General features: G+C 69.0%; 13 protein-coding genes and 1 tRNA gene. 4 read left to right on the top strand and 10 right to left on the bottom strand.

Annotated elements, in window-relative coordinates:
* Positions 1–36 precede the first annotated feature (36 nt).
* Genes GZ64_RS0111900 through GZ64_RS0111890 form a run of 3 tightly spaced genes read right to left on the bottom strand, consistent with a single transcriptional unit; the run spans position 37 to position 4,400 of the window.
* Entirely contained in the window at positions 37–1,473 is a 1,437-nt protein-coding gene (locus GZ64_RS0111900) for a CDP-glycerol glycerophosphotransferase family protein (RefSeq protein ID WP_029266770.1), read from the bottom strand.
* Positions 1,470–2,723, bottom strand: coding sequence for a CDP-glycerol glycerophosphotransferase family protein (locus GZ64_RS0111895; protein WP_029266765.1), 1,254 nt, complete (start codon positions 2,721–2,723; stop codon positions 1,470–1,472). Before GZ64_RS0111895 ends, GZ64_RS0111900 begins: the two co-directional genes overlap by 4 nt.
* A 48-nt stretch (positions 2,724–2,771) precedes the next feature.
* A complete protein-coding gene (locus tag GZ64_RS0111890; RefSeq protein WP_029266764.1) occupies positions 2,772–4,400 on the bottom strand; it encodes a S1C family serine protease in 1,629 nt (542 codons plus the stop codon).
* A 98-nt stretch (positions 4,401–4,498) separates the two neighbouring features.
* Here GZ64_RS0111890 and GZ64_RS0111885 point away from each other — a divergent pair, with 98 nt between their 5' ends.
* A complete protein-coding gene (locus GZ64_RS0111885) occupies positions 4,499–5,701 on the top strand; it encodes an aminotransferase class I/II-fold pyridoxal phosphate-dependent enzyme (RefSeq protein WP_029266763.1) in 1,203 nt (400 codons plus the stop codon).
* Positions 5,702–5,708: 7 nt separating this feature from the next.
* Here GZ64_RS0111885 and GZ64_RS0111880 read toward each other — a convergent pair whose 3' ends face one another.
* Positions 5,709–6,560, bottom strand: a complete 852-nt coding sequence (locus GZ64_RS0111880; protein ID WP_136023679.1) for a carbon-nitrogen hydrolase family protein — start codon at positions 6,558–6,560, stop codon at positions 5,709–5,711.
* A gap of 95 nt (positions 6,561–6,655) precedes the next feature.
* Between GZ64_RS0111880 and GZ64_RS0111875 the strand changes: the two genes are divergently transcribed.
* Positions 6,656–6,729 (top strand) — tRNA-Met (locus tag GZ64_RS0111875).
* 106 nt (positions 6,730–6,835) lie between these two features.
* On the opposite strand, the gene GZ64_RS0111870 is transcribed toward GZ64_RS0111875, so the two are convergent.
* Both GZ64_RS0111870 and GZ64_RS0111865 read right to left on the bottom strand, forming a co-directional pair.
* Positions 6,836–7,243, bottom strand: coding sequence for an arsenate reductase ArsC (locus GZ64_RS0111870; protein WP_021200357.1), 408 nt, complete (start codon positions 7,241–7,243; stop codon positions 6,836–6,838).
* Entirely contained in the window at positions 7,240–8,607 is a 1,368-nt protein-coding gene (locus GZ64_RS0111865; protein ID WP_081859739.1) for an FAD-dependent oxidoreductase, read from the bottom strand. The genes GZ64_RS0111870 and GZ64_RS0111865 overlap by 4 nt, the downstream gene beginning before the upstream one ends.
* A gap of 83 nt (positions 8,608–8,690) precedes the next feature.
* Here GZ64_RS0111865 and GZ64_RS0111860 point away from each other — a divergent pair, with 83 nt between their 5' ends.
* Positions 8,691–9,035 (top strand): ArsR/SmtB family transcription factor, encoded by a 345-nt coding sequence (locus GZ64_RS0111860; RefSeq protein ID WP_029260314.1) that lies wholly within the window; start codon positions 8,691–8,693, stop codon positions 9,033–9,035.
* 73 nt (positions 9,036–9,108) lie between these two features.
* Here GZ64_RS0111860 and GZ64_RS0111855 read toward each other — a convergent pair whose 3' ends face one another.
* Together GZ64_RS0111855 and GZ64_RS0111850 are read right to left on the bottom strand one after the other, a co-directional pair.
* Positions 9,109–12,021, bottom strand: a complete 2,913-nt coding sequence (locus GZ64_RS0111855) for a UPF0182 family membrane protein (RefSeq protein ID WP_029266758.1) — start codon at positions 12,019–12,021, stop codon at positions 9,109–9,111.
* 77 nt (positions 12,022–12,098) lie between these two features.
* On the bottom strand, positions 12,099–13,190 hold the full coding sequence (locus GZ64_RS0111850) for a YlbL family protein (RefSeq protein ID WP_021199640.1): 1,092 nt from the start codon (positions 13,188–13,190) through the stop codon (positions 12,099–12,101).
* A 118-nt stretch (positions 13,191–13,308) separates the two neighbouring features.
* Between GZ64_RS0111850 and GZ64_RS0111845 the strand changes: the two genes are divergently transcribed.
* The gene (locus GZ64_RS0111845; RefSeq protein ID WP_021199639.1) at positions 13,309–14,718 is read left to right on the top strand and encodes a zinc-dependent metalloprotease; all 1,410 of its coding nucleotides are present in this window, start codon (positions 13,309–13,311) and stop codon (positions 14,716–14,718) included.
* Positions 14,719–15,545: 827 nt separating this feature from the next.
* On the opposite strand, the gene GZ64_RS0111835 is transcribed toward GZ64_RS0111845, so the two are convergent.
* Together GZ64_RS0111835 and nudC are read right to left on the bottom strand one after the other, a co-directional pair.
* Entirely contained in the window at positions 15,546–17,285 is a 1,740-nt protein-coding gene (locus tag GZ64_RS0111835) for an ATP-dependent helicase (RefSeq protein ID WP_029260317.1), read from the bottom strand.
* Positions 17,264–18,145, bottom strand: a complete 882-nt coding sequence (nudC, locus tag GZ64_RS0111830) for an NAD(+) diphosphatase (RefSeq protein ID WP_029260318.1) — start codon at positions 18,143–18,145, stop codon at positions 17,264–17,266. The genes GZ64_RS0111835 and nudC overlap by 22 nt, the downstream gene beginning before the upstream one ends.
* Positions 18,146–18,152: the final 7 nt, after the last annotated feature.

The following is an 18,152-nucleotide window of genomic DNA, read 5'->3' as shown; positions in this document are numbered from 1 at the left end:
GGTGTTCCACGCGAGCGTGCTCGCGCCCCGCCGCGCTCAGGCCGTGACGAACCCGAGGTCCAGGATGCGGTCGACCACGCGCCGCGCGGCATGACCGTCGTCGCGAGCGTTGAACTGCTGACGCCAGGCGGCATAGCGATCCGCATACGTCGCCTCATGGCGCTCGTCGTCGAGGGCAGCGGTGAGCTCCTCCTGCGTCCGCACGAGCGGACCGGGCGCCCTCTCCGCGAGATCGAAGTAGAAACCGCGCAGCTGTCCGCGATAGTGATCGATGTCGGGCACCAGGAAGTACATCGGCTTGCCGGTGACGCTGAAGTCGAACATGACCGAGGAGTAGTCGGTGATCAGCGCATCCGCGGCGAGCAGCAGCCGCGCCGTCTCCGGGTAGCCGGTCACATCGATGACCCGTGCACCGGCGAGATCCCGCCCCTGTTCCAGAGTGCGGGAGTGACCGCGAACGAGGACCACGGCGTTCGCCTGGCGTGCCAGAAGCTCCGCGTCGACGAAGTCGACCATCTCGGCGCGATCGTCACGCCAGGTCGGCGCGTAGAGCAGCACCCGCTCGTCGGGGCCGATGCCGAGCGCTGCACGGACCGCGACGGGATCACCCGTCGTGAGCGCATCGTTCCTGGGGTATCCCTCCACCCAGATCGGTCGCCCGAAGAAGGCGTACGCCTTCCGGAGGATGCGCTCGGAATACGGGTTCTGCGCCAGCAGGACGTCCCAGCGCCGGGATTCCTTCACGACCGCCGCCATCCGGCGCGGATCGAAACCGGGACGGTGCAGCGCGAGCCGCTTGAGGGGTGTGCCATGCCAGGTCTGGAGCACCTTCTGGCCGGGCTTGCGAGCGAAGCGCCGTCGCAGCCAGTCGTTCACCACGAGCAGTCGAGCGGCTCCGCGTGCGTGCCACCACTGCGGGCTGCCCTCGACGACCGCGATCGCGCCCTCCGGCACCTCGACGGAGAGGTCGACCACACTCCAATACCGTCGCACCTGGGGGGCTCGCGCCGCCAGTTCCCGGTCGATGGCCCGAGGGTTGCAGCCGACGCTGCGTCCGTAGAAGCTCTCGAAGAACACGGCGTTCTCCGTGCCTCCCGCCTGTGCGACGTACCTCTCCTCGAGGGTGGATCGTCCTTCCGCCGTCTCGTACACCGGATCGATCGGCGCGGCGATGCGCACGACACCGGCCTCGACGGCGATGCGCACCCCGGTGAGCACCACCGGAGCGATGCGCACGCCGTCGAGGTCGGCGCCGGCGATCCGCAGTTCGTAGGAGCCGGTCGGCAGCGGGAGCGAGGGCCCGCCCCAACGCGATGCCTGCAGCGGGAACGTCGCCTTCCAGGTCGCGCCGCCTCCGCTGATACGAGCCTCGACGTGCGCCCGCGGTCCGCGCAGGTCGGCCGTCTCCGGTCGCTGACCGGTCCCTTCGATGATCAGGGCCTCCGCCGCGTCATCGATGCGGGCCGTTGTCATACTGCTCCCTTCGGCGCGGGAATCCCCCGTGCGCGGATGACCTGATAGACGCGTTCGGTGTTGCGTCCGTCCCGATACGCGTGCATCTCCGCGCTGAGCGTAGCGGAACGGACGGATGCCGCGTCGCGGACGGCATCGTCTGCGAGGAGGGCGTCGAGCTGCGCGAGCAGCTCCGTCCAGTCAGCGGCGGCATCCGGGCCTGCGACGTCATCGAACCGACCGTAGAAACCACGGGCGGTGGCGTATTCCTCCGCATCGGGAGCCAGGAAGAGCACCGGCATGCGCAGGAGGCCGACGTCGTACGCGAGTGACGAGTAGTCGGTCACGAGCACGTCGAATGCCGCGAGCGCCGGTGTCACGTCCGACAGCACTGGGGCCCCGAGCGCGCGCACCCGCCTGCTCGGAAGTGGCGGCGCATACCCGCCTTCGCCGAGAGGATGCGAGCGTACGAAAAGGACGGCGTCACGTTCTTCGAGGAGCCGGAGGATGCGGATCCACTCGTCGGCCGTGGGAACCGCGGGGTCGGGGGCACCGTCACGCCAGGTGGGCGCATACAGGATGGAGCGCGCCGTCTGGGGGATCTCTCCCGCCACTGCACGGAGAAGAGTGGATGCCGCCGACCGCACCTCGTCGACCGCACCACGCGAGAGCACGTCGACTCGGGGTTCTCCGGTCACCACCACGCGGTCGCCCCCGAGTCCGAAGGCGGACTCCAGACGCCCTCTCGCCCGGTGCGAAGCCGCGGGGAGCACTCGGATGCGCTGGGCCGCCGCGCGGTAGAGGATGCGCACGGCACGGCGGAGCAGCGCTGCGCCGGGAACGTTCGGAACCTGTGTGGTCGCGGGCGAGTCCAGGCCGATGCGCTTCAGGGGAATCCCATGCCAGAGCTGCACCACGAAGGCACCGCCGTTCGCGTAGCGGTTCACATCGCCGAGCCCGTGCGTCACGACGAGCACCCCGGCCCGCGCTGTGTGCCACCAGCCGCGAAGCCCGCCCTTGCGCGCGGACCGGATGCCGAGCGCCGCCGCATCCCGGTCCTCGCGCTCCGACGAGGTGAGCCATATCGTGTCGTGGCCGGCCGCCGATGCGAAGCGCTGCAGTGCGAGGGCGCCGTCGCCCACCCCGGCTCCGCAGCCGAAGACCCAGCGCCGACCGCGCGGAAGGAGGACCGTGCCGATGCGTCCGACGGCATACAGCGGGATCCGCAGGAGCTTGGCCGCATTGCCGGTGCCGAAAGAGAAGGACGCCACCCCGCGAGCCTATCGCGGGGTGGCGTCCTTCTCGGCGCGCGGTGGGCTTCAGCCGGCGAGTTCGCCGAGCTTCACCTCGACGTCGTACTGCTTGCCGCCGCGCACGTAGGTGACCTTGGCATCGCTGCCGGCCGCCGCCGCACGCACCTGAGCGGTCAGATCGCTCGCGCTGGTGATCGGGACTCCGTTGAACGTGGTGACGACGTCGCCCTCCTGGATGCCGGCCGCAGCCGCAGCGCCGCCGTCCGTCGCCTTGGCGATGTACGCGCCGGAGACGGTGGCACCCTGCACGCTCGACGCGTCCTGGACCGAGGCACCGAGAAGGCCGTGCGTCGCCGCACCGTCGGCGATGATCTCGTCGGAGACCCGCTTGGCGATGTTCGACGGGATGGCGAAGCCGATGCCGATCGAGCCCGACTCCTCGGAGCTTCCCGAGCTCGCGATCGCCACGTTGATACCGATCAGCTCGCCCTTGCTGTTCACGAGCGCACCACCGGAGTTCCCGTGGTTGATCGCGGCATCCGTCTGGATCACGGCGATCGAGATGGAGTCCGAGGTCTGCGGCGTGCCGCTGCCCGGGATGTCGAACTGGAACGGCCCTTGGCCCTGTCCCTGATCGGGCGTCTGCTGCTGGTTCGGAGCGTCCTCGGAGGACGAGTCGGGCAGAGCGGAGGAAGCGATCTGGATGCTCCGGTTCAGCGCGCTCACGATGCCCGTCGTGACCGAGTTCGCGAGCCCGAGCGGGGCTCCGAGCGCCACCGCGGTGTCGCCGACGTTGAGCTTCGAGGAATCGGCGAAGTCGATCGGGGTGAGCCCCTTGGCGTCCTTCAGCTTGATCACGGCCAGATCGTAGATCGGGTCGGTGCCGACCACGGTCGCCTCGAAGATGCGTCCATCGGACGTGGTCACCCGGATCGTCGGATCCGCGACAGCGCCGCCCAGCGTCACGACGTGCGTGTTGGTGAGCACGTAGCCGTCATCGCGGATGATGACACCGGATCCGCTGCCTGCCTGGTCGGAGCCCGCCACCTCGATGGTGACGACGGACGGGAGTGCGGCGGTCGCGACAGCCGTGGTCTCGTTGACGGAACCGGGGTTGTTCACGGTCACCGTCTGCGGCCCGGTCGCCGTGCCCGAGGAAGGCTGGTCCTGGAGCCCGTTCAGCAGAGCGCCTCCGCCGAAACCGGCGACCCCGCCGACCAGAGCGGCCGCGACGATGAAAGCGGCGAACTTCGCGCCGCTACGAGGCTTCTGCTCCTTGGTCTTCGTCCCCTCGCCCGGAAGGCCGGCACCGCCGTCGAGCGGCTGCGTCGGCTGGGTGTACGACGATGCGGTGGGGATGCCGAACGCCGCGCCCTGCGCGGTGGCGGTTGCCGGCGCGGTGGCGGCGGGTGCCGCGTAGCCCTGCGGGACCGGTGCGATCACCGGTGCGGCCGGGGCCTGCGAGGCGAACGTCGACGGCATCTCATGCCCGTGCACCGGCGCAGCGGGTGCCGGCGCGGCCGACGCCGGTGTGACGGGTGCCGGCGCGGCCGACGCCGGCGTGGCGGGCGCCGGTGTGACGTTGTCAGCGGCGGCATCCGTCGCCGACTGAGCGGCGACCTCTGCGGCCTCGGTGGACGGCACGGCGTCGTTCGACGCGGGTGCCGACTGGTCCTGGGGGTTGTCTTCGTTCATGGTGTGTGCTCCTTCGACGACCATTTCAGAATGACGCCTGTATCTGTGCGTTCCTTATGCCGAAGATGAGTTTCAGCTATGGCCTTAGCCTGTTCTTCATGAGTGTCATTCCCGGCGCATGGCGTCGTACAGCGGCGGGTGCAGGTCTGCTCGCTGCGGACGGAACCGTCGCGCCCACCATCTTCGCAGAGATGTCGGCAGCAGCGGCCCGAACCGGAGCGATCAATCTCGGTCAGGGTTTCCCCGACGAAGACGGTCCCGCAGCGGTGCTGGAGGCGGCGCGACAGGCCATCGCAGATGGAGCGAACCAATATCCTCCCGGTCGCGGAACCTCGGATCTCCTCGACGCCATCAGCGCTCATCAGCGTCGCTTCTACGGGTTGACCGTCGATCCCACACGCGAGGTGATCGTGACGGCCGGGGCGACGGAAGCGCTGACCGCGACACTGCTGGCGCTGATCGACGGCCCGGACGACGAGGTGGTCGTGTTCGAGCCGTACTACGACTCCTACGCCGCGGCCGTGGCTCTCGCGGGGGCGCGCCTTCGCACCGTCCCGCTGCGGGCCCCGGACTTCCAGCCCGACCTCGACCGACTCGCGGCAGCGGTGACCGACCGCACCAGGATCATCCTGGTCAACGACCCGCACAACCCCACGGGCGCGGTGTTCGGGCGCGAGGTTCTCAGCGAGGTGGTGCGTCTGGCGGAGAGGCACGACGCGATCATCGTCACCGACGAGGTGTACGAGCACCTGGCCTTCCATGCGCCGCACACGCCGATCGCGACCCTCCCCGGAGCGGCCGAGCGCACACTGACCATCTCGTCCGCCGGCAAGACCTTCTCCACGACGGGATGGAAGATCGGCTGGGTGCACGGGCCGGCCGCGCTCATCACGGCCGTGCTGACGGTGAAGCAGTACCTCACGTATGTGAACGGCTCCCCCTTCCAGCCTGCCATCGCTGTGGGGCTGCGGATGGACGACGCGTACTTCGCGGATGCGGCCGCCGCACTCGCGCGAAAGCACGAGATCCTCGGAGCCGGGTTGAGGGAGGCCGGATTCACCGTGCACGCCCCGCAGGGCGGCTACTTCACCGTCGCCGATGCGACCGCACTGGGCGGCGCGGACGCCGCAGCGTTCTGCCGCGCTCTGCCGGAACGCGCGGGCGTCGTCGCGATCCCGCTCACGGCCTTCGTCTCCGAGGCGCACCGGGGCGAGTACTCGGGCCTGGTGCGCTTCGCGGCCTGCAAGCGCGTCGACGTGCTCGAAGAGGCGGCTGCGCGTCTCGCAGGCTTCTCCGCCTGACCGCGGATCAGGAGGGGGCCCCGGGGGCGACCGCTCCGCCGGGGACGGTGTCATGCGGCACGACCGCGTAGCGCCGCACCCGCAGCGACGGGTTGGTCGCCCGCACGCGCGCGATCGTCTCCCCCTCCACCACGGCGACCGCGATCCCGGGAGCAGTGCCCACACCGGCGAGGATCACGCCCTGCGGATCGATGACCTGCGAATGTCCAACGCCGATCGGAGTCGGGTGGTCCGCGGCGATCACATAGACGGTGTTCTCGATCGCACGGGCGGCGAGCAGCGTGGTCCAGTGATGCTCCTTGAGCGGTCCTCTGACCCACTCCGCCGGCACGACGAGGGCGTCGGTCTGCGCATCGACGAGCGAACGGGCCACCTCGGGGAAGCGGAGGTCGTAGCAGGTCATGAGTCCGAAGCGCAGACCGCCGAGGTCGAAGGTGGCCGCTGGGCCCAGCTCACCCGGTTCGACCCAGTCGGACTCCCGCTGCCCGAATGCGTCGTACAGATGCTGCTTGCGGTACACGGCGAGTATGCCGTCGCCGCGCACCGCCACGACGGAGTTCCGCACCCGCTCACCGTCCGCGGCCCGCTCCGCGAGACCGGCGACGATCACGACGGCGTACTCGGCGGCCAGAGCGGCCAAGGTCGCGACGAACTCCCCATCGAGGTCCTCAGCGTTCACCGCGAGGCTCTCGTCCAGAGGATCGACGAAGTAGCTCGAGTACTCCGGGAACACGACCAGCTTCGCACCACGCGCGGCGGCATCGGCCGTCAATTCCGCGATCCGCTCGCGGTTGTCGGCTCGGGATGCGGTGGGCGCGAACTGGCACACGGCGACGGGGACGGCTGCGATCTCGGACATGACTCCATCCTCTCGCATCGACACGCCCGGGACGTCGTCCCGATGCCCTCTCGATTCGACCGACTCCGGAATCCGTGATAAGTTTCTTCTTGTGCCGCGGGGTGGAGCAGTTCGGTAGCTCGCCGGGCTCATAACCCGGAGGTCGCAGGTTCAAATCCTGTCCCCGCAACAAATGAAAGGCCCCCTGACTCGGAGAAATCCAGGTCAGGGGGCCTTTCGCTTTGCTTCGGGTGCGACGCACTCGATCGGACTCGATCGAGTGCGTCGCACCCGGCTCAGATCAGGTCGGCCACCAGACGTTCGATCCGGGCGCGGATGTCGTCCCTGATCGGTCGCACGGCGTCGATCCCCTGTCCGGCAGGATCGTCGAGTTCCCAGTCCTCGTAGCGCTTTCCCGGGAAGAACGGGCAGGCATCGCCACAGCCCATCGTGATCACGACATCGGAGGCCTGCACGGCTTCGGTGGTCAGCACCTTGGGCGATTCCGCCGTGATGTCGACACCGAGCTCGGCCATGGCTTCCACCGCGACCGGGTTGATCTGATCCGCGGGCAGGGAACCGGCAGAGCGCACGTCGATCCGATCCCCCGCGATGTCACGCAGGAAACCCGCGGCCATCTGCGAGCGGCCGGCGTTGTGCACGCAGACGAAGAGGACGGAGGGCTTGACGGGTACGTCGGTCATCGGATGCTCCTCGCGGGCGTGCTGTCGGAATTCTCTGCGGCGTGATCGGCGGTTGCCGGAATCAACTCCATTCTCGCCCGAACCGTGCCGACCTGGACGAGGGGATTCCCACAGCAGCTGCCGCCTTCGCCATCGAAGTCACCCGATCCCCCGCAGACACCCGTCGCAGGCAGGGTGAGCTGCGTGCTCCGCGCGGCGATCAGGTCGCCCGCGAGCTGTGCGGCGACGCTGCGTGCCTGCTCGAATCCCGTGAGCGCCAGGAATGTGGGCGCACGCCCGTAGCTCTTCGCGCCGATGATGTAGAAATCGTCTTCCGGCTGGGTGAGCTCGGCCGCCCCTGTCGCCCCGACCGACCCGCAGGAGTGGAGGTTCGGGTCGATGTCCGCGGCGATGCCGGCCACCGCCTCCAGAGTGGGGTCCCATGCCACACGCACCTCCGAGAGCATGCCGAGGTCGGGACGGAATCCCGTCAAGGCGAACACGTGCGAGACGCCCCTCACCGCACCTCCGCTGTCCGCAATGATCGTGAGACCCTCTTCGTCCGCGCGGAACTCCGCGACGCGGAACCCCTGGATGACATCGACGAGACCGGACTCGATGACTTTTCGAGCCCGCGCGCCCAACGCCGCGCGCTCGGGAAGCGCATCGCCCGTTGCGCCACCGAGCAGGCGGGACGCCGCCTTTCCCCGGCGCATCAGCCACGAGACCCGTGTACCGGGGTGTCGTCGCGCCAACGCGGTCAGACGCAGCACGGTGTGCGTGGCCGAGTGCCCGGACCCGATGACGACCACGTGCCGCCCGGCCTGGGCCGTGACATCATCCGGAATCCGGTAGGAGATATGCGAGGCGAAGCCTGTCTCGCCGATCGCGGGGAGCCCCTCGGCTCCGGCCGGATTGGGGCGCCCCCAGGTACCGCTCGCATCGACGACGGCACGTGCACCGATCCGGAGTTCTTCGCCATCCGAGCCGATCGCATGAACGACGAAGGGCTGTCCTGCGCGACCGCTCTCGACCACACGGTCCCGCCCCTTGCGCGCGACGCCGGTGACCGTCGTCGAGTAGCGGACCCGCTCCCCCAGCACCTCAGCGAGGGGCGCGAGATACCGCACGATCCACTCCGCGCCGGTCGGATACCCGTCCGTCGGAGCGGTCCATCCCGAGGGTTCCAGCAGGCGACGGGAGGCCGCATCGGTCAGCTCGGGCCAGCGGGAGAACAAGCGCACGTGCCCCCACTCGGAGACCGCGGTGGCGGGGCCCGACCCACGTTCCAACACGATCACATCGCACCCGCGCTCGGTGAGGTGTGCGGCGACGGCCAGCCCCTGGGGGCCTGCGCCGATGACGACGACGGGAAGCTCGGACATCACGTTCCTTACATTGATGAACTTCGATATGACCACAGTGCGTGATCTATCGATGTTTGTCAATACGTGGGTAGCATGGCCCTATGACCATCCCTGCCACGATCGACGCCGGCACCTCCTGCTGCGTACCGCGCATCACCTCGACCATCAGCACCGAGGAAGCCGAGAGGGTGGCGCGCGTGTTCAAGGCGCTGGGAGATCCGACCCGCGTGCGTCTGCTCTCCCTCATCGCCGCCGGTGACGGCGGGGAGGCGTGCATCTGCGATCTCACGGAGCCCGTCGGGCTCTCTCAGGGCACCGTTTCCCACCACATGAAGCTCCTCTCCGACGCGGGACTCGTCAGGCGCGAGCAGCGTGGACGTTGGGCGTACTTCTCCCTCGACGTCGAGGCCATCGACGCCGCCTCCGCCGCACTTCGGCCCGCCTGACCGAGGAAGGGCCACCGGAGAGACGCGAATGGGCGCCCCCGGAGGGACGCCCATTCGATGCGGATGTCTCGAATCAGTTGCCTGCGGCGGAGTCGAGCTCGATCAGCTTCTGCACCGCTGCGGTGAGACGCTCGTCCGCCTCGGCGAACTTCGCGAGGTCTCCCGCCTTCAGTGCCGTCTCACGGTCGACCAAGGCAGACTGCGCAGCCGCGAGCGCCTCCGCCTCGGCCCCCGTGGGCTGCGTGGGCTCCGTCGTCGGCACCTCGCCGGTATCGGGCACTTGAGCGTCCGGATCGGGTTCGACCGTGTCATCGCCGCCGGTTGCACCGGAGTCACCGCCGAAGAGGGTATCGAGGGCTTCGGTGAGCGTGTTCTCGAAAGCCACGCGGTCACCGAAGGCGACCAGCACCTTCTGCAGTCGAGGCAGCTGCGTCCCCTCGGACGACTGCACGTACACGGGCTGCACGTAGAGCAGACCGCCACCGACGGGCAGTGTCAGCAGGTTGCCGTAGATGACCTCGGACTCCCCCTGCTGCAGCAGGTTGAGCTGAGGCACCACGGACGTGTCCGAGTTGTAGGTGTTCTGCACCTGACCGGGGCCGGGGACGGTCGTGTCGGTGTCGATCTCGAGCATGCGCAGCTGGCCGTAACCCTCTGCCTTCTTGCCCTTCTCCGAGCCGGCGTCCGAATCGACCGCGAGGTAGCCCATCAGCACGTCACGGCTTCCACCCGCGCCCTGCGAGTTCGGGATGAACGTCGAGAACATCGAGAATCTCGGAGTGTCCTGCCCCGGCATCTGCATGGTCAGGTAATACGGCGGCTGCAGCATCGATTCGCTGCGCGGGTCGTTCGGCGTCTGCCACCGGTTGTCCTGCTGTGCGAACGATCCGGCCTTGTCGACGTGGTAGACCCCGAGGATGTCACGCTGCACCTTGAACAGGTCGGTCGGGTAGCGCACGTGGCTCATGAGCTCGCCGGACATCTCGCTGATCGGCTTCACCGTCGACGGGTAGACCTTCTGCCAGGTCTTCAGCACCGGGTCCTCGTCGTCCCACGCGTAGAGCGTCACGGAGCCGTCGTAGGCGTCGACCGTCGCCTTGACCGAGTTGCGGATGTAGTTGATGTCGTCGATGGCGAGCGTCGGCGACGGGATGTTGGAGTCGGCGATCGCATCCGACAGGCTCACGCTCGTCGAGTACGGGTACGTCTGACTCGTGGTGTAGCCGTCGACGATCCAGACGATGCGGCCGTCCACCACGCTCGGGTACGGGTCGCTGTCGAGCTCGAGGTACGGCGCCACCTTCTGGACGCGCGTCTTGGGATCGCGGTCGTAGAGGATCTGCGAGTCCTCGTTCACCAGGTTCGAGAACAGGATCTGCTCGGACTGGAACTTCAGCGCGTAGAGGAGCTTCGTGAACGTGTCACCGATCTTCGGACCACCGTTCCCCTCGAACGTGGTCTTCGTCTCGCTCGAGCCGTCCTTGCCGCGTGGGTAGTCGATCTCCGCAGGCTCCGACCCCTCGGGGGCGCCGACGATCGAGTACTCGGGCGAGTTCTCGCCGAAGTACACGCGCGGCTCGAAGTTCTCGCGGTCCGACAGGAACCCGGAGGTGGGGATGCCGCGCTCGAGGAACACCGGTTCGCCGTCCGTGGTGCGCTGGTTTCCGGCGGCTGCGACGAGGCCGTAGCCGTGGGTGTAGACCGCGACGCGGTTGTTCCAGTTGTCGCCGTCGCCGAGTCCGGACATGTCGAGGTCGCGCACGGAAACCACGGTGTCCTGCATCTTCCCGTCGATCTCGTACCGGTCGACGTCCATCGTCGTCTGGAACTGGTAGTACCCGCGGTACTGCTCGAGCTGGCGTACCGTCGGCGGGATGACCTTCGGGTCCATGATGCGCGTCGAGGCGGTGGTCTCGGCGTCGGCGCGCAGCTGCCCCGCCTCTGCGTCGGTCTTGGCGGCGAAGGGCGTGGTCTCGAGGTCCGCGACCCCGTACGCCTCCTTCGTGCCGTCGATGTTCCGCTGGTAGTACTCGGCCTGGTAGGCGTTCTGGTTCGGCTTCACCTGGAAGGTGGTGACCACCCACGGGTATCCCACGCCGACGACGAGCGACGCCACGATGAGCAGCGCCGTCGCGGCCAGCGGGAAGCGCCAGCGGCCGATGACGGCGGTGATGAAGAAGAGGATCGCGACGACGGCGGCGATGATCGCGAGGATAGCGAGACCCGGGATCGTCGCGTTCACGCCCGTGTACGCCGCGCCCGTGATGCGGTCGTCGGGCTCGACGAGCGTCTTGTACTGATCGAGCCAGAGGCTCGCCGCCTGCACCAGCAGGTAGAGGCCCGCGATGACCGCGAGCTGGATGCGTGCGGGCTTCGAGATGCGCAGCTCACCCTGGCCGATGCGCACCGAGCCGTACAGGTACGACACGAGGGCGGTGACCAGGAGCGAGAGCAGCAGAACGGCCGAGATGAAGGCGAGCAGGATCGTGTAGAACGGCATCGCGAACATGTAGAAGCCGGTGTCGATGCCGAACTGCGGGTCGACGTCGGACGTCGCCACACCATTGGCCCAGAGCCAGACGGTCTTCCACTGCCCCGCGGCCGCGAAGCCGGCGAACAGTCCGAAGAAGATGGGCATGCCCCACATCGCCAGGCGACGCAGCGGTTCGATGACCTCCTGGTACCGATCCAGCTGCGAGCTGAGTCGCACGTACACCGGACGCAGGCGATACGCGAGTTGGATGACGACGAACAGCGGAACGGCCATCCCGAGGAAGCCGACCACGAACATCACCGCCGTGGCGATCCACTGCGTCGTGAGGACGCCGGTGAAGCCCACCTGGTCGAACCAGAGGAACTCGGTGTACAGGGAGGCGAACACGAAGAACACCGCGATCAAGGCGGCGATGATCACCAGGGAGATGCCGAGAATGCGTCGTGAGGTTCGAGGCGTGGCCGGGTTCGGAGCTGAAGGCGAGGAGGTCACCCCACCATCCTAGGCATCGCTCACTGTGGGCAGGCTGTCATCCCGGTCACGGCGAGGTCACGGCCGCACGTGTGCGCTCAGCTCCCGGCGCGTTCGCAGGTCGGAAGAGCGGCGACGTCTCCGTCGTCCGCGATGACCTCGAGCGCGGCGAGAGACTCGTCGAGCGTCGCGGTGCGGATGACCTGGAGCCCGTCCGGCACATGCCCGACGACCTCATCGCAATTGGCCTCGGGAGCGAGGAAGTACTCGGCACCCGCGTCCCTGGCACCGTAGAGCTTCTGCCGGATGCCGCCGATAGGCCCGACGGTGCCGGCCGCGTCGATCGTGCCGGTACCGGCCACGTCCTTCCCGCCGTTGAGCTCGCCCTCGGTCAGCGTGTCGATGATGCCCAGCGCGAACATCATCCCGGCGCTGGGGCCGCCGACGTTGTCGAGCTGGATCGTGACGTCGATCTCGAAGTCGTAGTCGGTGCGGAGCGTGATGCCGATGAGCCACAGGGTCGCGTCGCCCTCGGTGTGCTTCTCCGGAGTGATCTCGACGGTCTGCTCGGCTCCGGCGCGCAGCACGGTGAGCTGCACGGGGGCTCCCTCGGCGGCCTGGATCGCCTCGCGCAGCTGCGTCGCAGAGGTGACCGGCGTGCCGTCGATCGCGGTGATCACATCGTCGGCTTCGAGGATGCCGGCGGCCGGGGAGTCGGCGACGGCGTCGACGACGACGACCTGAGCACCGGTGTCGTATCCGAGCTCGTTCAGCGCAGCGGCCGTCGCCTCGTGCTGCGAGTCCACCATCAGCGTGGCGTTGCGCTCGTCGCGCTGCTCACTCGTCACCCCCTGCGGGAACACCGTGTCGAGCGGGACGACCGCCTTGGACGAGTCCATCCACGCCAGTGCCAGCTCGAACCAGCTCGGTGTGCGCTCGCGGTTGCCGACGACCTGGACCGTCGTGAGGTCCAGAGTGCCCGCGGTCTCGAAGGTCTCGGCGCCCTCGACGCTGATCAGCGGAACCTGCTCGCCGTCCGCTCCCTCCGCAGTGCCGAGGGTGTCGTACACCGGGCCCGGCCGCTGGATCACGTAGGGCGACGGCAGGAACGTCAGCACGACCAGGGCGATGAGCGCGACGATCAGCGCCCAGACTCCGAGTCCGAGCTTCCCAGACCGCGTTCGATCCACTGCATTCCTCCGTCGTTCGCGAGCGGCGTACACCGATCTGCCCGCATCGGGTTCGCGCGCAGAAACCTGTGACTAGCGTAGAGGCCACGGCAACAGAAGTGCTGAGAGGGCGAGCGACATGGCAGACAACGACCCGACACCCGAGGACTTCCAGGAATTCCTGCGGAAGATGCTCTCGAATCAGGGCGGCGGGGACATCGACCCCGAAGCGCTCCGGGGCGCCTTCGAGGGGATGGACGGCTTCACACTCGATCCCGCGATGATGCAGACGATCATGTCGCAGCTGCAGGGCGCCTTCGGTGGCGATCCCTGGGAGAACGCGCTGCGCCAGGCCCTGTTCATCGCCAACCGCGACGGGCAGGGTGTGACCGACGGTTCACGCACCTCGCTCGCCGATTCCTTCGCGCTGGCGAATCTGTGGCTCGGCGAGGCGACGACGATCTCGGAGCTCTCCGAGACACCGACAGCGATGACCCGCGGCGAGTGGGTCGAGAAGACGCTGCCGGTGTGGAAGGAGATCGCCGACCCGGTGTCGACGAGCATCGCGGACGCGCTGACCTCCGCCCTGGACACGCAGGTGCCGGAGGAGATGCGCGACGTCGTCCAGGGGGCAGGCAAGCTGATGCGAGGCCTGGGCGGCTCGGTGTTCGCCGCGCAGTTCGGTCAGGTGCTCGGCAACCTCTCGCTCGAGGTGGTCTCCGGAGGCGATGTCGGCATCCCCGTGCTCCCCGCGGGGACGGCGGCCGTCATCCCGCAGAACCTCACCGCGTTCGGCGAAGGTCTCGAGATCCCCGAAGACCAGATCGCGCTCTACCTCGCCACCCGCGAGCTCGCGTACGCGCGGCTCTACCGGCACGCGAAGTGGCTCCACCTGCACGTGATGGCGCAGATCACGGACTTCGCGCGCGGAGTCACCGTCGATGTGGACGCGCTGGAAGACGTGGCCAGCCGCCTCGACCCCTCCGACCCCGAGGAACTGCGCGCGGCGATCGAGGGCGGCGCTCTCCTCCCCGTGCAGAGCGAGGCGCAGCGCGAGGCGCTCACCCGACTCGAGAACCTCATCGCGACGATCGACGGCTGGGTGGACGTGGTGACAGCCGAGGCGACCTCGCGGCTGCCCGACGGTGCCCGCATCGCGGAAGCCGCTCGACGCCGACGTGCCGTCGGCGGCCCTGCGGAAGACGCACTCGGCGCACTGGTCGGGCTCAAGCTGCGCCCCCGACGCATACGCGAAGCCTCCGCGATGTGGCAGGCGGTGACCGACGCCGTCGGCATCAGCGGACGCGACTCGCTGTGGGACTACCCCGACCTGATGCCGACGGCCGAGGACATCGACGACCCGAGCGGACTCGTCGCCCGGCTGCAGGCGGCTGAGCGTGGCGAACAGCCGGTGGCCGACGAGTTCGATGAAGCACTGGCCCGCCTGCTCGACGGCGACGACTTCTCGGCCGACGAGCCCGCAGCGGGAACCACGGATGAGGCGGACGGCGACGGCGACGCGGCCCCGGAGGGCGACCGACCGGTCTGAGGCAGGGTGCGGGCGTCCGCGGATGCCTGCACCTCTCCTCCCCCGCTCGACGAACGTCGGCGAGTTGTCCACGGATGCCCGGTTGCGGCCCCGCGATGCCGCCATCCTCTGCACAATCGGAGAGATGCCGCTCACCCCTCCGCTCCTCACACGTCTGCACCCGAGCTCTCCCCTGCTGTGGCGCGACGAGCACACCCTTCAGGTCGGCGATGACGGCGGTCTGCGCATCGATGCGGAGGACCCCTGGGTGGAACCGCTTCTCAGCCGGTTGCGCTCCGGTTTCCGGCGGGGTTCCTTCGACGTGATCGCGCACGCGGCCGGCGCTCCGCGGGAGGCGGCACGCACACTCCTCGCGCGTCTCGACGACGTGCTCCTCGACGATGTCGATGCGGCACGCCCTGCCTGGGTCGAGAACATCGGCATCGCCGACGGCCGGAGCGAGTACCGGATGCGCGAGGCGCTCTCCGACGAAGGCATCGAACTCGTGGAGATCGGTCACCGGCCCGGCGTGGCCATCGTGCTCGTGAACGGCGTGTCCGCGGCACTGCAGTTCGCCCGCTACCTGCGCGAGGACGTCGCGCACCTACCGGTCGCGTTCGACCCCGGCCGCGTGACCGTCGGGCCACTCGTGGTCCCCGGTGTGTCCGCCTGTCTCGCGTGTCGCGACGCCCATGCCCGAGACCTCGACCCGGCCTGGCCACTGCTGCACACGCAGATGATCGGTCGTGATCCGGGCCCGATCCGCGCCGCGCAGGTCGCTGAAGCCGGGCGGCTCGCCGCGCTGCTCCTCGCCGACGACGAAGGTGCGTCCGGGAGGATGGTGCGGATCAGCGCGGACGGTTCCCGCGAGTGGCGTCCGGTGTCGTTTCACGAAGAATGCCGGTGCCGCGGCCCGTGGTCCCCATCTCAGCGAGGAACCGCGACGGAGAGCGTTCCCCCCGACCCGCCGATCTCGACCACGACAGCGCCAGCGTACGGGCGGCGCGCGTGACGCCCACGTAGGCCAGTCGCCGCTCCTCGTCGATCGCCTCGAACGTCGTCGCATACGAGATCGGCAGCGATCCCTCCGCCCATCCGGCGAGGTACACGTGCGGCCACTCCAGCCCCTTGGCGGCATGCAGGGTCGACAGCGTGACGGTGCGCATGGTCGGCTCGTGCTGGTCCTTCGCCCGCGCCATCAGCGCGTCGCTGAAACTTCGCAGATCCGCCTCGGGCCCCGCCTCCTCCGCGAGCCGGAGGATGGCACGTCGCGCCTCCCATCCGCTGCGCTGCGCTCCCCCTGCCGCCGGCGGCTCCTCTGTGAGACCGAGCTCGCGAAGCACCCGCTCCACCCCGGGGAGGAAGCCCTGCTCGCTGGGAGCCACGGCGGCGGCCCGGAGCGCGAGGATCGCCTGACGAACCTCCGGCATGGCGAAGAAGCGTGTGCCGCCCAGCACCGACGTCGCGATGCCCTCGGCGGCGAGCGCCTGCTGCAGAACCGCGGACTGCGCGTGCGCCCGGTAGAGGACTGCGATCTCCGAGGGGGAGGCACCCGCCTCGATGCGGGCGGAGATGGCCGCAGCGATCCCCGCGGCCTCCTCACCCTCGGTGTCGTAGGCGGTGATGGTCGGCGCATCCGCGGTGAACTGCTCCCGGGCCGGCACGAGCTCCAACGCGCCGGGGCGGCCGTGCATCAGGGCGTTGGCTGCGGTGAGGATCGGCGGTTGCGAACGGTAGTTCGTCTCCAGCCGCACGACCGTCGCGTCCGGGTGGCGGCGCTCGAACTCGAGCAGGAACCGCTGCTCGGCCCCCGCGAACGAATAGATGGTCTGGCTGGCATCACCGACCACGCAGATGTCGTGGCGATCGCCCAGCCAGAGCTCGAGCAGCCGGTTCTGCAACGGCGAGACGTCTTGGAACTCGTCGACCGTGAAGTGCCGGTACTGCTCGTGGACGGATGCGGCGACCCGGGGCTCCGCCTCCAGCATGCCCGCGCAGGCGAGGAGCACGTCTTCGAAGTCGAGCTGACGACGATCGTCCTTCAGCGCTTCGTAACCCCGCATCAGTTCGATCAACTGGCCCGCATCGACACCGCTGATCGGACGCCCGAGTGCCGCGTACTGGTCGATCGACAGCATCGAGACCTTGCGCCACTCGATCTCGGAGGCGATGTCGCGCAGCGTGGCCGTGCTGGGACGGAGGCGTATCGCGTCGGCGGCCTGCCCCAGCATCCGCACCTTGTTGTCGATGATCGAGGGCGCCGGGGAACCGGCCAGCGTGGGCCAGAAGAAGTTCAGCTGAGCGAGTGCTGTCGCGTGGAAGGTGCGGGCAGCCACGCCCTCGACTCCGAGAGCACGCAGGCGACCGCGGAGCTCGCCCGCAGCCTTGGCGGTGAACGTGACGGCCATGACACGCGAAGGCGAGTAGGCGCCGGTGTCGACGCCGTGCGCGATGCGATGCGTGATCACCCGTGTCTTTCCGGTCCCGGCACCGGCGAGCACGGCGACGGGTCCCCGCAGCACGGATGCCGCTGCCCGCTGCCGCTCATCGAGGGCATCGAGTGCGCTCACGCGTGGTCCTCGTACCATTCGACGATCAGGGCACGGGCGATGGATGCCGGGCCCGGAAGGCCCACAGGCCCGTCTCCGGCGAGTGCGGAGCCGATCTCCGCGCGCGTGAACCAGCGCACCTCGATGATCTCTTCCCCGTCGGGGCGTGCAGCGGACTCATCGTCGACCACGGCGCGGAAGCCCACCATGAGCGAGCGCGGGAACGGCCAGGCCTGGGACGAGACGTACCGCAGGGCGGACAGCCGCACGCCCGACTCCTCCTCGATCTCGCGATACGCGGTCGATTCGAGGGACTCCCCGGCCTCCGTGAAGCCCGCGAAGCACGAGAACATCCGTCCGCCCCAGTTCGCGTTGGCGCCGAGCAGGAGGCGCTCGCCGTCCCGGCTCTCGACGGCGACGATCACCGCTGGATCCGTGCGCGGGAAATGCTGGCGCCCGCACACGAGGCAGCGCCGCGACCATCCGCCTTGCTGAAGTCGCGTCGCTCCACCGCACGCAGGGCAGAACGGGGCATCGCGCAGCCATCCCGCGAGGGCGATCGCGCCGATCAGGAGCTCGGACTCCTGCCCGTCGAGGCGTCCACCGAGATCACGGAGGCCGAGCCAGATCTCGTCCGGGGCCGTGTCGAGTGCGTCGTTCTCCGGCGGGGCGGCGGCGAGGAGCAGCACGGTGCCGTCGACATCGCGGCCGAGGAGAGCCCAGGTCGCCTCGACGACCGCATCCGGTGCGACGCGCAGCAGCGCGGAATCGACGACCCGGACACGTCCCTCACGCACGACGATGACGCGGGTCGCCGGGTCGGCGCGCAGACGATCGAGCACATCCGGCTCCTCGCGGAGTTCGGCTGCACGGTCGAGGGACGGGCGCTGAATGGTCATCGACTCC

The sequence above is a fragment of the Microbacterium sp. Cr-K32 genome, from assembly GCF_000708345.1.
Taxonomy (GTDB): Bacteria; Actinomycetota; Actinomycetes; order Actinomycetales; family Microbacteriaceae; genus Microbacterium; species Microbacterium maritypicum_A.
The sequence above is the reverse complement of the archived record's forward strand: the minus strand, read 5'-3'. Positions and strand labels throughout refer to the sequence as shown.